The 13,784-nt window shown below is 68.4% G+C and carries 18 protein-coding genes; 5 read left to right on the plus strand and 13 right to left on the minus strand.

Going from position 1 to position 13,784, the window contains the following annotated elements; translation table 11 throughout:
- Positions 1-5: 5 nt before the first annotated feature.
- From glgX to DEU35_RS16995, 5 genes are all read right to left on the minus strand, one after another.
- On the minus strand, positions 6-2,228 hold the full coding sequence (glgX, locus tag DEU35_RS04415; protein WP_258027870.1) for a glycogen debranching protein GlgX: 2,223 nt from the start codon (positions 2,226-2,228) through the stop codon (positions 6-8).
- An 81-nt stretch (positions 2,229-2,309) separates the two neighbouring features.
- Positions 2,310-2,798 (minus strand): glutaminase, encoded by a 489-nt coding sequence (locus DEU35_RS04420; protein WP_116238701.1) that lies wholly within the window; start codon positions 2,796-2,798, stop codon positions 2,310-2,312.
- A complete protein-coding gene (locus tag DEU35_RS04425; RefSeq protein ID WP_103207097.1) occupies positions 2,795-3,649 on the minus strand; it encodes a transposase in 855 nt (284 codons plus the stop codon). The genes DEU35_RS04420 and DEU35_RS04425 overlap by 4 nt, the downstream gene beginning before the upstream one ends.
- A 21-nt stretch (positions 3,650-3,670) precedes the next feature.
- Positions 3,671-4,348, minus strand: coding sequence for a GTP pyrophosphokinase family protein (locus DEU35_RS04430; protein ID WP_103206826.1), 678 nt, complete (start codon positions 4,346-4,348; stop codon positions 3,671-3,673).
- Between the two features lie 43 nt (positions 4,349-4,391).
- Positions 4,392-4,535, minus strand: coding sequence for a hypothetical protein (locus tag DEU35_RS16995; RefSeq protein WP_170210644.1), 144 nt, complete (start codon positions 4,533-4,535; stop codon positions 4,392-4,394).
- 118 nt (positions 4,536-4,653) lie between these two features.
- Here DEU35_RS16995 and DEU35_RS04435 point away from each other — a divergent pair, with 118 nt between their 5' ends.
- Positions 4,654-4,980 (plus strand): hypothetical protein, encoded by a 327-nt coding sequence (locus DEU35_RS04435; protein WP_103206827.1) that lies wholly within the window; start codon positions 4,654-4,656, stop codon positions 4,978-4,980.
- Positions 4,981-4,983: 3 nt separating this feature from the next.
- Here the strand turns inward: DEU35_RS04435 and DEU35_RS04440 are convergent, their stop codons facing one another.
- Positions 4,984-5,301 (minus strand): hypothetical protein, encoded by a 318-nt coding sequence (locus DEU35_RS04440; RefSeq protein ID WP_056226105.1) that lies wholly within the window; start codon positions 5,299-5,301, stop codon positions 4,984-4,986.
- A gap of 112 nt (positions 5,302-5,413) precedes the next feature.
- Here DEU35_RS04440 and DEU35_RS04445 point away from each other — a divergent pair, with 112 nt between their 5' ends.
- Positions 5,414-5,725 (plus strand): hypothetical protein, encoded by a 312-nt coding sequence (locus DEU35_RS04445; protein WP_116238702.1) that lies wholly within the window; start codon positions 5,414-5,416, stop codon positions 5,723-5,725.
- 1 nt (position 5,726) lies between these two features.
- Here DEU35_RS04445 and DEU35_RS04450 read toward each other — a convergent pair whose 3' ends face one another.
- Both DEU35_RS04450 and DEU35_RS04455 read right to left on the minus strand, forming a co-directional pair.
- The gene (locus tag DEU35_RS04450) at positions 5,727-5,996 is read right to left on the minus strand and encodes a three-helix bundle dimerization domain-containing protein (RefSeq protein WP_116238703.1); all 270 of its coding nucleotides are present in this window, start codon (positions 5,994-5,996) and stop codon (positions 5,727-5,729) included.
- A 67-nt stretch (positions 5,997-6,063) separates the two neighbouring features.
- Entirely contained in the window at positions 6,064-6,591 is a 528-nt protein-coding gene (locus tag DEU35_RS04455) for a MarR family winged helix-turn-helix transcriptional regulator (protein WP_103206830.1), read from the minus strand.
- A gap of 135 nt (positions 6,592-6,726) precedes the next feature.
- On the opposite strand from DEU35_RS04455, the gene DEU35_RS04460 reads away from it, so the two are divergent.
- Positions 6,727-7,215, plus strand: coding sequence for a MarR family winged helix-turn-helix transcriptional regulator (locus DEU35_RS04460; RefSeq protein WP_103206831.1), 489 nt, complete (start codon positions 6,727-6,729; stop codon positions 7,213-7,215).
- Positions 7,216-7,242: 27 nt separating this feature from the next.
- Here DEU35_RS04460 and DEU35_RS04465 read toward each other — a convergent pair whose 3' ends face one another.
- A complete protein-coding gene (locus DEU35_RS04465; protein ID WP_115915964.1) occupies positions 7,243-7,482 on the minus strand; it encodes a DUF3072 domain-containing protein in 240 nt (79 codons plus the stop codon).
- A 78-nt stretch (positions 7,483-7,560) separates the two neighbouring features.
- Here DEU35_RS04465 and DEU35_RS04470 point away from each other — a divergent pair, with 78 nt between their 5' ends.
- Complete coding sequence (locus tag DEU35_RS04470; RefSeq protein ID WP_116238704.1) at positions 7,561-8,526, plus strand: alpha/beta fold hydrolase; 966 nt, start codon at positions 7,561-7,563, stop codon at positions 8,524-8,526.
- Between the two features lie 98 nt (positions 8,527-8,624).
- A complete protein-coding gene (locus DEU35_RS04475) occupies positions 8,625-9,728 on the plus strand; it encodes an FUSC family protein (protein WP_116238705.1) in 1,104 nt (367 codons plus the stop codon).
- A 21-nt stretch (positions 9,729-9,749) separates the two neighbouring features.
- Here the strand turns inward: DEU35_RS04475 and DEU35_RS04480 are convergent, their stop codons facing one another.
- Genes DEU35_RS04480 through DEU35_RS04495 form a run of 4 tightly spaced genes read right to left on the minus strand, consistent with a single transcriptional unit; the run spans position 9,750 to position 13,718 of the window.
- Complete coding sequence (locus DEU35_RS04480) at positions 9,750-10,994, minus strand: ADP-dependent glucokinase/phosphofructokinase (protein ID WP_116238706.1); 1,245 nt, start codon at positions 10,992-10,994, stop codon at positions 9,750-9,752.
- A gap of 20 nt (positions 10,995-11,014) precedes the next feature.
- The gene (locus DEU35_RS04485) at positions 11,015-11,878 is read right to left on the minus strand and encodes a ketose-bisphosphate aldolase (RefSeq protein WP_103206836.1); all 864 of its coding nucleotides are present in this window, start codon (positions 11,876-11,878) and stop codon (positions 11,015-11,017) included.
- Between the two features lie 35 nt (positions 11,879-11,913).
- Positions 11,914-12,786, minus strand: coding sequence for a carbohydrate ABC transporter permease (locus DEU35_RS04490; RefSeq protein WP_116238707.1), 873 nt, complete (start codon positions 12,784-12,786; stop codon positions 11,914-11,916).
- A 2-nt stretch (positions 12,787-12,788) separates the two neighbouring features.
- Positions 12,789-13,718 carry a carbohydrate ABC transporter permease gene (locus DEU35_RS04495; RefSeq protein ID WP_103206838.1) on the minus strand — a complete coding sequence of 310 codons (930 nt, stop codon included), beginning with the start codon at positions 13,716-13,718 and terminating at the stop codon, positions 12,789-12,791.
- Between the last annotated feature and the right edge of the window lie 66 nt (positions 13,719-13,784).

Below are 13,784 nucleotides of genomic sequence, written 5' to 3' on the forward strand. Positions count from 1 at the left end.
GGGACTCAGAGCTCCGGCTTGGGTGCCTGGCCGGGCATGTCGTCGGTCCCGATCACCTGGATCTGCGCCGTGAGGGAGGCCGCGACCGAGTGGTCGATCTCCGGTTCGGGCAGGTGGTGCTCGCGCAGCACGATGAGCGACTTCGGCTCGAGCGGCAGCGTCTGCCCCGGGTCGAGCGGCTCGGTGTTCGCGCGCTCGCCCGCGGTGTCGACGTAGGCGTCCCACTTGGGGGCGTACTCGAAGTCGGGGAGGCGGAAGTCGACCCTGTCGTCGCCGGCGTTGAACAGCACGAGGAAGTGGTCGTCGCTGATCGACTCGCCGCGGCGGTCGCGCTCGCGGATGCCCTGACCGTTGAGGAAGACCCCCACCGCCAGACCGAAGCCGTTGTCCCAGTCCTCGGGCTGCATGAGCGAGCCGTCGGGACGCAGCCACACCACGTCGGGGATCGGCGCCCCTTCCTCCATCTTCACGGGGCGGCCGTCGAAGAACCGGCTGCGGCGGAAGGTCGGGTGCTGCTTGCGCAGGCGAGCCAGAGCCGCGGTGAACTCGACCAGGGGGGTGTCGATGCTCGACCAGTCCACCCACGTGATCTCGTTGTCCTGCGCGTAGCCGTTGTTGTTGCCGCCCTGCGTGCGGCCGAGCTCGTCGCCGTGCAGCAGCATCGGCACGCCCTGGCTGAGCAGCAGCGTCGCGATGAAGTTGCGCTGCTGCTGCGCTCGGCGCTTGAGCACCTCGGGGTCATCGGTGGGCCCCTCGACGCCCATGTTGCTCGACCGGTTGTGCGACTCGCCGTCGTTGTTGTCTTCGCCGTTGGCGTCGTTGTGCTTCTCGTTGTACGACACCAGGTCGCGAAGCGTGAATCCGTCGTGCGCGGTGACGAAGTTGATGGATGCCACGGGGAAGCGCCCCGAGTGCTCGTACAGGTCGGCCGAGCCGGTCAGGCGCGAAGCGAACTCGCCCAGAGCCTGCGGCTCACCGCGCCAGAAGTCGCGCACGGTGTCGCGGTACTTGCCGTTCCACTCGGTCCACTGGGGCGGGAAGTTGCCGACCTGGTAGCCGCCGGGACCGACGTCCCACGGCTCGGCGATGAGCTTGACCTGCGAGACGATCGGGTCCTGCTGCACCAGCTCGAAGAAGGCCGCCAGGCGGTCGACCTCGTAGAACTCGCGGGCGAGGGTCGAGGCGAGGTCGAAACGGAAGCCGTCGACGTGCATCTCGAGCACCCAGTAGCGCAGCGAGTCCATGATGAGCTGCAGCGTGTGGGGGTTGCCCACGTTCAAGCTGTTGCCTGTGCCGGTGTAGTCCGTGTAATAGCGCTTGTCATCGTCTTCGAGGCGGTAGTACGCCTCGTTGTCGATGCCGCGCATCGAGAGGGTCGGGCCCATGTGGTTGCCCTCGGCCGTGTGGTTGTAGACCACGTCGAGGATGACCTCGATACCCGCCGCGTGCAGAGCCTTGACCATGGCCTTGAACTCCTGCACCTGCTGACCGTGGTCGCCGGTCGAGGAGTAGGTGTTCTGCGGAGCGAGGAAGGCGATCGTGTTGTAGCCCCAGTAGTTCGACAACCCCTTCTCTTCGAGGGTGGAGTCGTTGACGAACTGGTGGACGGGCATGAGTTCGATGGCGGTGATGCCGAGCTTCTGCAGGTGCTCGATGACCGCGGGGTGGGCGATGCCGGCATAGGTGCCGCGCAGTTCCTCGGGGACGTCGGGGTGGAGCTGAGTGAGGCCGCGCACGTGCGCCTCGTAGATGAACGACTCGGCGTAGGGGATCTTGGGCTGCCGGTCGCCCGACCAGTCGAAGAACGGGTTGATCACCACGCCCTTCATCATGTGGGCGGCGGAATCCTCGTCATTGAACGAATCGGGGTCGCCGAACTCGTAGCTGAAGACGGGCTGCCCCCACTCGACCTGACCCTCGACGGCCTTGGCGTAGGGATCGAGGAGGAGTTTGGCGGGATTGAAGCGCTTGCCGTTGGCGGGGTCGTACTCGCCGTGCACGCGATAGCCGTACCGCTGTCCGGGCTGGACGTTGGGAAGGTACGCGTGCCAGACGAACGCATCGACGTCGATCAGCTCGAAGCACGTCTCCGTTCCGTCCTCCTCGAAGAGGCAGAGCTCGACCTTTTCCGCTCCTTCACTGAACAGGGCGAAGTTCGTCCCGTTACCGTCGTAAGTGGCCCCGAGGGGATAACTGGATCCTGGCCATACCTGCTGCACGTCGCTCACGATAGACCAGCGTCGTTTCCGGGTACTGCCGCGATCACGGCTGTTGACAGCCGCTCCACCCCCGACTATGCGCGCCGGTGTCTACGCCCGCTCCGGTGGATGCCGCAGAAGCTCGATGCGCTCATCGACGTACCGGCCCAATGGCATGAATGCTCCGGCCGCACTCCATCGGACGAGGAGCTCCCCGTCGCGAACGGCCACGGGTGTCGATGCGGCGCCGACCCTGGCGATGTCGATGGCCTGCCATCCAATGTGCACGGTCTCGCCCTCCGGCACGCCGCCCCTCGCCGCCGCGGCCGAGAGCTCCGCGCGGCGGCGCTGTGACTCCGCCGCGAATCCGCGTCGAACCTCCGGACGCGAGCGCACGATGTCGCCCGTCGCGAGAAGGGCGTCCTCGGTCAGCAGGAGGACGCCCAGGTGCCAGGCCGTTCCGCGCGACGAGATCCGAGCAGCCCTCGGGATGCCGAGGAGCCGTCGGCCCTCCTGCAGCTCGCCGAGCCTCTCGCGCGGAACGTCGGACAGGCGTGCGCGGGCGTGGTCGAGGATCGCGGAGAGAGAGGAGTCGCTCATCGGTCGGATCCTTCGTCACGCGCGACTTCGGCCCGCTCGACGGCCTCGACCGCCGTCCGCACGGCAGCGCGAGCGCGGGTCCGCTCGGTCGTGCGCCGGGTGAGCGCGGCGTCCGCTTCGGCAGCGCTCTTCTCCGCGCGCTCCAGGTCGGCGCGAAGACCCTCTGCACGCTCGCGGGCGCGGGTCGCGGACTCGCGCGCTGCGTCCACACGCCGATCGGCGGCGGCATACTCGCGGTCGGCGTCGGCCTTCACGCGCTGCGCCTCCCGTACGACCCGTTCCGCGTCCTTGCGCGCTCGACGGGAGGCGAGATCGTCGGGGGAGGGCGCGGCCTGCGGGATGCCGTCCGGGACGGAGCCGGCGACGGCCTCTCCGAGCGCCCCGTCCCGCAGCTCGGCGAGGTCGATCGCCGAGATGAGGCGTCCCGTCAGGACGGCGGCCGCGGCCGTGGCGTCGACCACCGCGGCGTTCACGGTCTTCTCGACGGCGTCCGACATCGCCCCGCTCAGCGGGACCCCCGCCGCGGCGGAGAGCTCCCCCGCCCGGCGGGCGAGGGCCGCGACCAGCTCCCGGCGCTGACGCCCCAGCCGCCCGAGCTCCGCGGCATCCAGATCGTCCTGCGCCTCACGTAGGGCGCGCGAGAGGTCGACGGCCTCGCCGAGTCGCCCGTCGCGCACGAGGAGGTTCACCGCCCAGGCTGCGACCGTGGGTTTGCGCAGTTTCGCGACTCGTCGCCCGACAGTTCTGCTCTCGGCCGCAGCGCGTTCGTTGCGGGCCGCGGTGAAGCGCGAGGGGGGCACGAGGAGGAGTTCGGCGGCGACCTCGTCCACGCGGGCGTCGTCGTCGCTCATCACCCCATTGTGTCGCCCGCGTCAGAGCGAGACCACTCCGGGGTGCGCGCCGCGGATCTCGCGGTGCAGCCGCTCCATGCGGGTATCGAGCTCGGCGGCGGTGTCCGCCGCGTCCTTGAGCTCGGCGAGCAGATCGTCGGGAACCAGACGGTCGTACTTGTAGTAGATCTTGTGTTCGAGACTCGCCCAGAAGTCCATGGCGATCGTGCGGAACTGCACCTCTACCGGCACGTCGACGCGACCGGTCGACAGGAAGACCGGCACCTCCACGATCACGTGCAGGCTCTTGTAGCCGTTCGCCTTCGGGTGGGCGATGTAGTCCTTGACGTCGCGCACGGTGATGTCGTCCTGACGCGTCAACAGGTTGGAGAGCCGGTACGCGTCGTCGATGAAACTGCACGTGACGCGGATGCCGGCGATGTCGGTGATGCCGGCGCGGATCGAATCGAAGTCGGTCTCGATGCCCTTGCGACGAACCTTGTCGACCAGGCTGTCCGGCGACTTCACGCGGCTCGAGACGTGCTCGATCGGGTTGTACGCGTGCATCTCCTGGAACTCTTCGCGCAGGATCGAGATCTTGGTCTCGACCTCGGCCAGCCCGAAGCGGTACTCCATGAGGAAGCGTTGGAACTCGTCGCGCATCGCCCTCAAAGCCGCGCTCGAGACGGTGATCTGCTGTTCTTCCAGCGGGTCCGGCATGGTCTCGACCGTAGCGAACCCGACTACGAGGCCGCTGGGAGCATCACGCTCGGGGTGGTTCGGCCGTCGCTCGGGGAACCAGCTCGCCGTCGATGACGTCGATTCCGATCAAGCCCTGGAACACGTCCGGAAGGTCGTCCGGGTCGTTCCACGATTCGGGATGCCGAGGACCGGGGGGATTGGTCACGGCGCCCTCCTTCCGTGAAATATGGCTACTGTGCCAGGCGCCGCCGCCACGCCCGGCGGTCTTGACACCTGGCATCTCGCCGCGTATCGGCGGCGGGGTCTGGCGTATCGTGGGCATCATGGGGACCATTCACTACGGTGGCAGCGGGACGACCGTCCACATCGAGGACCGCGCCCTGGCCCACCTCAAAGTCGTCATCTCGACGAAACTGCGCCGCGGCGAGAGCTTCACGCTGTCGTGGCGGCACCGCGACGACGAGGAGCGCGGACGCAGCACCCTCTGGCTGCACCCGGCGATTCCCCTGCGTTTCGTCTTCGACAACAGCGAACCGACCACGCTCAGCCGGGAGTGGATCGAGCGGTTGGCCGACTCCGCGAACTCCTCGGGCGGCATCATGCTCGTCCCCGAGGACATCTCTCCGACGGCCGAGGCCGAGAGAAGCTAGCGCTCAGCCCTCTTCGACGAGGGCGTCCTCGCTCGGCTCCGGCGTGATCGCCAGGCCGTTGGGGCCGGATGCCGCGAGCATCAGGTCTTCGACCCAGACGCGGTTGATACGAGGCTGACGGCTGCCGTAGAAGTGGAACTGGATCGGCACCGAGGGGTGCATCCAGAAACTGCGGCGACCGCTGCCGTCGCCGACCTCGACGTCGAACATGAACGACTCGGAGCGTCGAAGCTTGTTCATCACGACGATGCGCAGGTGCGCAAGCGTGCGGTCATCGATGTCGACCGCGTTGGCAACGGTGTCGTAGATGAATCTGCCCATGCGTCCGAGCCTATCCGAGGAACGCACGTCGAGCCGCTTTCCTGGATGCCACGTCACCGCGCTCGGATCAACCCCCGCCGAGGGTGGTTCGATGCACGGCTAACGTACGTGTGTGGGAACGCTCTACTACGGCGACATCGCGACGCCGATCGAGATCGAGGACCGTGCTCTGGCGCACGTCAAGGTCGTCATCGCGACCAAACTGCGCCGCGGCGAAAGCTTCACCCTGTCGTGGACGCACGGGCCCGACCAAGAAGTGGGGCGCAGCACCGTCTGGCTGCACCCCTCGATTCCGTTGCGCTTCGTCTTCGACGAACCGGAGCCCGCGCTCCTGAGCCGCGCATGGATCGAAGCGCTCGCGACCTCGGCGAACTCGTCCGGCGGCCTGCTGCTCGTCGACGAACCGGAGCCGTCCGGCCCGTAACTCAGGCGACGGCCTGTTCGAGGATCTCGCGCGCGCCCTCTTCGACCGGGGTGGGCACCACGAGGGGCCGACCGGCAGAGAAGGCCTCCCACTCGCGGAGCACGACGGCCTCGACGTGGATCGGATCCTCGAGGGGGTACTCCGCCCGCAGGCGCGCCACCACGGCGCGGAACGAGGTCACTTCGACCCCGTCGATCTCGTGCACGATCTCGGCGCGAGGTCCCGTCGCGGCGGGCGCGACCGAGGCCGCACCGCGCACCTGGTCATCCATGTCCCCATGCTTTCACGCCGGGAATGAGCCGCCTAATGCTTCGACGGTAAGAAGGCGGGCTACCTACCTAGTTGCGTTCGACCCCGGCCTCGACCGGGTGCGCATCGACCTGGTCGACGGCATCTTGCAGCCGGCCCAGGCAGGCGATCACCGCCGCGCTCTCTTCGGGGCTCATGTCGACGACAGCCGCCATCATGCGAGCGTGCATCGATCCGAGAGTCGCGCGCACTTCTTCATCGCTCGCGGCGGTCGCGACGATGAAAATGCTCCGCCGATCGGTGGGGTGCGGAACACGCGTGACGTGGCCGGTCTTCTCGAGACGGTCGACGATGGCCGTCGTCGAGGCCGTGGACACGCCCAGGTACCGAGTGAGCTCGCTCGGCGACACCTGGCGGTTCTGCCCGGCGGCCCGGATGAGGTAGCGCAGGACGAGCAGCTCGTTCTCGCCCATCGACATCGATTCGCGCGTACGCCGACGCATCGCGACTTCGGCAGCGCGGTAGACGCGGAAGGCCTGGAGGACCTCGACCGCACGGCGGCGACGATCCTCGTCACTCGCGCCGTACCAGTAGCTCGACTCGGGCCCTGTCTCCACCTGGGCATCCTACGCCACGGTCCGCGTCCAGCCCCCTGCCGGTTCGCGTGAGGGACGGGTACGATGGAGATCCAACGGTTACCTATTTGATCGGCATCGAAGACACTAGGGCATCGAGACACCTGAGGAGGAGAGATGAACGACGCGACGTCCGCCGACGACGTGGTCAAGGCTCTCAACGACCTCACCGACTCCGGTGTCGCCTCCGAGCGGCACGCGCTGTACTCCCTCGGCATCGGCCCCAACGACGCCAAGGTGCTGCGGTTCCTGCTGCAGCGCTCCCCCGACGACGAACCCGTGACGCCGAGGATCCTGGCGTCGATGCTGGGCATCTCGTCTGCGGCGACCACCGCGCTCATCGACAGACTCGCCGACGCCGGATGGGTCGAACGAGAGCCGTACCCGGGCGATCGCCGATCCATCGTGGTTCGTGAGACGATCAGCGCCGATTCGCCCGCACGACGCATCCTCTCGGTGCGAAGCGTCTCGGCCGCCGCAGCGGCTCAGCGCCTCGGTCCCGCGGAGCGACGCATCGTCGCCGACTTCCTCGACGACATCGCCCGCGGAGAACAGCAGGACATCGACGCGATCTCCGCAGACGCAGAGACGTCCCACACGTCCTGACGAGCAGGCGGTGGGACGCCTCGAGGGTCACTCGGTTGCGCGACCGGTCTCGTTCTGGAGGCGGTCGATCTGCTCCGAGGCCTCCGCCTTGGTCAGGTCGGCAGGGATCTCCTCGCCTGCCTCGCGCGCGAGCGTGTCGAGGTAACTGCGCTGCGGGGCGGTCATCGGCTCGTCACCGGTCACCCAGTCGGACGGATCCTTTTCGGCGGGGTTGTCGCCTTCGCGGACGGCACCCAAGGTCTCTTCTTCACGGGAGGTATCGCTCATGCTCGAAGGCTAAGCGGAGCCTGCGACACCGGCACCGGGATTGACAGGTCGTCCAGGCACGTACGGCATCCTGGGTCGATGCCCGAAACTTCGCGTCCCGCCGACGTCGACGTTCAGACGTATCGACAAGGCTCCTCCCGCACGCGCGTGACGCGCGTGTCGACGAACGCGGGCACCGGGCGGTCGTTCGTGCTCATCGCCGGCATCGGCGTCGCCTCGACGTACTTCGAGTTCCTCGCGCCCCTGCTCGCCGAGGAGGGCGAGGTGTACGCCCTCGATCTTCCGGGATTCGGCGGGGTGCCGGCATCCGGGCAGTCCCCCACCGCCGCCTTCTTCGCCGACCAGGTCGAAGGGGTGCTCGACCACTACCGACTCGACGATCCCGTGCTGATCGGGCACTCGATGGGGACGCAGGTGGTCACCGAGGTGCTGGCTCGGCGGCCCGGCCTCTCGCACGCGGTGCTGGTGAGCCCGGTCGTCGACGAGGCCGAGTCCACGGCTCTCGTACAGGGCGTCAGATTCGTCCAGTCGACCGCGCGGGAATCGATCCACATCGCGCTGCTCGCGGTGTCGGCCTACCTGCTGTGCGGGTTCCTCTATTTCTTCGAGGCGCTACCGCACATGCTGCGCTATCGCATCTCGGACCGCATCGGCGAGGGACGAGCGACGCTGCTGCTCATCCGAGGCGAGTACGACCGCCCCTCTCCCCGCCGCCTGCACTCGCGCCTCGTCGCCCGCGCCCGCACGGCTCGGCGATGGGAGATCGAGGGCGCCGCACACTGCGTCGTCAACAGTCACGCCGTCGGGGTCGCTCGCCTCGTGCGGCAGCACGTCGACGACGAACTCGCACCGAAGGGACGGATGCCGGCGGCCGAGGCCGCGGTACCCCCCGCCGCGCACGCCGACCTGAGTATGGTGCTGGGGGCCATCGCCAGTCGCCTTGCGGAGTGGATCAGCGCCGCCCGCCACGACGAGGACGGTGTCGAGCGCGCGAAGGCTCGCCACGCGCGCGTTCTGTGGGACGCGTATCGCCCCGGACGCTGAGCCCTAACCCGGCGACCCCGTGGGGGCAACCCCCGCGACGGCCCGGGCGGCGACGCCGAGCATGGGAGGGTGTCGACTCGCCCGAGCGCCCCCCGCCCATGATCGCCCCCGCCGCCCTGGATCCTCGGCGATGGTGGTCCGACGCGATCACCGCCGACCGACTGCTGCTCGCGGCCAAGACCGCCGCAGCTGCGGCCCTGGCCTGGTATCTCGCCCCTCTCGTCCCTCTCGCGCAGAGCGAATACTCGTACTACGCACCGCTCGGCGTGCTCGTGAGCATGTACCCCACCGTCGCGCGCTCCGCCTCGAGCGGTGCGCAGGCCGTGGTCGGTCTCGCGCTCGGAATCGGCCTGGGTCTCGTCAGCCTCGCCGTCGTGGCCACCGGCCTGCCCCGCATCGTCGCCGTGGCGGCCGTCATCCTGATCGGCGTACTGCTCGCGGGCGTTCGCGCCCTCGGCGTCGGGCGGGACTGGGTGGCGATCGCGGGGCTGTTCGTGCTGCTGCTGGGCGGCGCCGACCCCGACGGGTACTCGGTGTCGTACCTCGTGACGATGGCCTTCGGCGTCGTGGTGGGGGTCGTGGTGAACCTGCTGGTCGTGCCACCGCTGCGGGTGGAGAAGGCCGATGGTCGGCTGAGTCAGCTCCGCGACGCCCTGGGCCAGGCGCTGCGGGCCATGTCGTCGTCGATCGCGGGTCGCGCCTTCGACCCGGAGGCCGCCGACCGGGCGACCGCAGCCCTCGAGGGCACCCTCGTCGAGGTCCGCGAAGAGGTCGACCTCGCCGACGAGAGCCGCCGCTACAACCCGCGCGGCCGCCGCGCGAAGACTCCGCGCGACCTCGGTCGGCGCCGTCTGGACGCCCTGACCGGCACGGCGGACGCGACCAGAGAACTGGCCGCTGCGTTGGCGCGACTCACCGCCGGCCCCGACGTCGACGCCCGCCTGCCTGCCGAGGCGCGACGCCTCCTCGCCGACGCGATCGACGCGGTCTCGCGACTGGTCACGACGCCCCCCGAGCCCGTGGCGACCACCGATCAGCTGCGCGAGGCGGAAGAGTCCCTGACCCGCTACACCGGGAGCCTGCGGTCGCTCGACGCGCACGAGGAGCCCCTCGACGCGTGGGAGGCCGCGGTGAGCCTGCGCCGCGTGATCGCCGCGTGCGGACCGTTCTCGGACCCGGATGCCGACACGGCGGCGCGATGAAGGTGTCGGGGCCGTAGCGCCTCAGCCCGGCCGTCCCCCCACCGCGTCGAGAGCGCGATCCAGAGCCGCCGCCGTCGCATACCGCGCAGCGGCCGGAACCGCGGCGAGGAATCCACCGACGAACGTGTCGCCCAGGCCGATCGTCGTGGGGTCGGCGGTATCGATGAGATACGCGGGCACGCCGACCGCCCGACCGCTTCGTCGGAGCGCAGCGACGACCGCGGTTCCCCCGGGGTGGCGACCGAGACCCGCCGTGACGTCGAGGTCGGCGGCGGTGCACGCGTCGCCGAGCCGGTAGCGCGTCGCGGCGGTGCGCACGGCGCTCTCGAGTCCAGCCGCGTGCCGGGCGGCCGAGGGACCGACGGCGAGCGCCCAGTACTTCGTGTGCACGATCAGCGCCCGCGCCGGGATGAGGTGGTGCGCCTCGGCGAGCGCCGCCCCGACGTCGTCGGGCGAGAGCAGGTCGACGGACCGCCCCAGGTACTCCTGGAGTTCGTCTTCGTTCATGCCGTACACGTCGACGCGCTCGAGCAGACGCCTGCGTACGTGCGCCGAGAACTCACGGCGGTAGAAGCCCGCGTCCTCGTAGTAGACGAGAGCGTCGGCGGGAAGGCGCTGCATGGCCGCGGCCAGGTCGTCGAGCCGGGCCTCGAGCAGGTCGGCATCCTGCATCGTGTTGAAGCCCGAGACGAGGAACGCCGCAGCCCCCTCGAGAGCGTCGCCGAGTCCGTCGGCGATCGCCATCTCGCGGTTGGGCGCGTCGTTGGCGAAGATGAGTCGGTTGGATGCCGGAGCGGTCACCGCCCCGTCGACGACCCGCACGGTCGCACCCTCGGGGTACTGCACGATCAGGTGCGGGTCGAGGGTGTCGCGGGTCGCCGACGAGACGATCCTCATCGACGCCGGGAGGAGCCGCCGAACGGTGTCGTCGATGCTGACGAGGTGCTGCACCGTGGGAACGCCGATGCGGTCGAGGGCGATCCCCGCCCGCACCCCCGTGCCGCCCAGGGTGACGGCCTTGTCGAAGTGCGCGGCGAAGCGTTCCACGATGTCCGAGGTCAGCACGAAGCGCTCGCCTCCCCCACCCGTGGCGAGGAAGGCGAGCACCGTCACGACGAGCGCGCGCTCGTCGATGATGGGCGTCGTGGTGGTCAACTCGTCGAGACGGATGCCGTGCTCCGCGGCCAGGGCCTCGAGCACCGCGGCATCCCACCGGATCTCGTAGTCGACGGTCCCGCCGAGTCCGAGGACGAGGTCTTGCCCCATGACGCTGGTCTCCGTTCCGCTCAGTACAGGTCGGCCTTGCCGGCTGCGCCGAACAGGTCGATCTTCTCGGCGGCCGTGACCTTCATCGCCGCGATGCACTCGGGCTGGATCGCATTGGGCTCGCGCAGACGGCGGTCGGTGCCGAGCACCTCGCGCATGCGGTCGTGGTAGGCCACCTTGATGTCGCTCGAGATGTTGATCTTGTTCACGCCCAGCTCGACCGCGCGGCTCAGCTCGCCGTCGGGGTTGCTCGACCCGCCGTGCAGCACGAGCGGGATGCCGACCGCCGCCTTGATCTGCTCGAGCAGGTCGTGGCGCAGCTCGGGGTTCTTCTCGGCGGGGTAGAGCCCGTGCGAGGTGCCGATGGCGATGGCGAGGCTGTCGACCCCGGTCTGCTCGACGAAGCGCACGGCGTCGTCGACGTTGGTGTAGATGATCTCGGCGGCACCGGACTCGCCGTAGCTGTCGTTCGCGCCGATGGTGCCGAGCTCGCCCTCGACCTGCACGCCGACCGCGTGAGCGGCCTCGACGACCTTCCGCGTCAGGGCGACGTTCTGCTCGAAGGGCTCGAGCGAGGCGTCGATCATGACCGAGGTGAAGCCGGCCTGGATCGCCTGGACGATCTGCTCGTACGTTCCGCCGTGGTCCCAGTGGATGGCGACGGGAACGCTCGAGCGGTGCGCGCGGGCGTGCATCGCGGGGAGGAGGTCGGTGGTGATGTGCGAGACCTCGTCGGGGTGGATCGCGATGATGACCGGAGCGTTCTTCTCCTCGCTGATGTCCATGATCCCGGTGAACATCGCCCAATCGCTGATGTTGAAAGCCGGGATGGCGAAACGGTGGGCGTTCGCCACGTCGAGGATGGACTTGCCGGTGTAGAGCACGGATTTCTCCTTGTTCGGGGTTGGGTGTGCGGGAGTCAGCTCTTCACCGAGCCGGCCGTGAGGCCGCTGATGAAGAAGCGTTGGAAGAAGAGGAAGAGCAGCAGCACCGGGATCGAGCCGAGGATGCTCATCGCCATGATCTGGTTCCACTCGTAGGAGTGCTGGCCCATGAGCAGCTGGATGCCGATCGGCACGGTGCGCATGTCGATGGTGCGCGTGAGGGTGAGGGCGAAGAGGAACTCGTTCCACGCGATCATGAACGTATAGATGCCCACCGAGACGATCCCGGGGATGGAGATGGGCACGAGCACCCGCCACAGGGCGGTGAAGGAGCCGGCGCCGTCGACCCGGACGGCCTCGTCGAGTTCCTTCGGCAGGGTGTTGAAGTACCCGGTCATCATGATGATCGCGTAGGGCAGCGTGAACACCATGTACGTGAAGATGAGGCCCGGATAGGTGTTGTAGAGGCCGAGCCCCACCATCAGACCGAAGTACGGGATCAGCAGCGTGATCGGCGGGACCGCCTGGACGCTGACGATGATGACGTTGACGACGCGCTTGCCGCGGAACTCGAATCGGCTGAAGGCGTACGCCGCCTGGATCGCGACGAGCAGCGTCAGGATCGTCACGGCCCCCGCCACGACATAGCTGTTGATGAAGAAGCGCACCGTCTCGGGATTGGTGAAGATCGAGATGTACGCGTCGAACGAGAAGGTGTCGGTGATGAGGCGCGGGGGGAGCTCGAAGATCTGCGTGTTCGACTTGAACGAACTCGAGAGCATCCACAGCACGGGACCGGCGGCGAAGACCGCGCCGATCAACAGGCCGATGAGTACGCCGGTCTTGGCGAGCCGGCGGCGCGCGATCGCGCTGGTGGCGCGCGGGCGCGCGGTCGTGGTCGAGGCCATGGTCAGTCCCTCGCCTTCTGGTGGCGGACGTAGAGCACCGCGATGATCATCGACATCGCCAGGACCAGCACCGCCGAGGTGGAGGCCATCGAGAAGTCGTACTTCGCGAATGCGAGCTTGTAGGTGAAGGTGCTGAGCATCTCGGTGACGTCGATGGGACCGCCGCCCGTGGTCAGCCAGATGAGGGCGAACTGCTGCGAGGTCCAGATGAGGTCGAGCAGCAGCAGGCTCACGATGATGGGACGCAGCTGAGGGACGGTGACGTTCCAGAAGCGCTGCACGGGGCTGGCACCGTCGACGGTCGCGGCCTCGTAGAGGTCGCTCGGGATCCCCTGGAGACCGGCGAGCAGGCTCACCATAAAGAACGGGTAACCGGCCCAGATATTGATGAAGGTGACCGTGCCCAGCGCCAGTTGCGGCGAGGCGAGCCACTCGATGTTCGTGTTGAGGAGGAAGTTGACGATGCCGTTCGGGGCGAGCAGCATGCGCCACAGCACGGCGATGACGGCGACCGTGAACAGCCACGGGAGCACGTAGAGCCCGCGGAAGATGGCCCGAGGGACCGCGCCGATGAGCCGGCTGTTGAGCAGGAGGGCGAATGAGAGTCCGAGCACGAGGTGCGCGGCGACGCTCGTGAGGGTGAAGAAGAGGGTGTTGCCCGTCGCCTTCCAGAAGCCCGAATCGGTGAGGATCGCGACGTAGTTGTCGAGGCCCACGACCTCGGGGCTCTTGTTGAGGATGACGTTGTCCTGGAACGAGTACCCGATCACCATGACGATCGGGACGATCATCAGGACGAAGAGCAGGATCAGCGTCGGAGACAGGAACGCGTAGGCCTCGCCGGCCTTGCGCAGCTGCCGGGTGCGGCGGGAGGCGGGTCGTCCGGTGACGATCACCTCGGTATCGGGGGGTGTGAGAGTGCGCATGGTCATGATGTGCGGCTTTCGCTGAGCGGGATGCCGCACCGCGAGCGGTGGCGGTGCGGCATCCCGGTGCGG

Source organism: Microbacterium sp. AG157, assembly GCF_003385695.1.
GTDB classification, from domain to species: domain Bacteria; phylum Actinomycetota; class Actinomycetes; order Actinomycetales; family Microbacteriaceae; genus Microbacterium; species Microbacterium testaceum.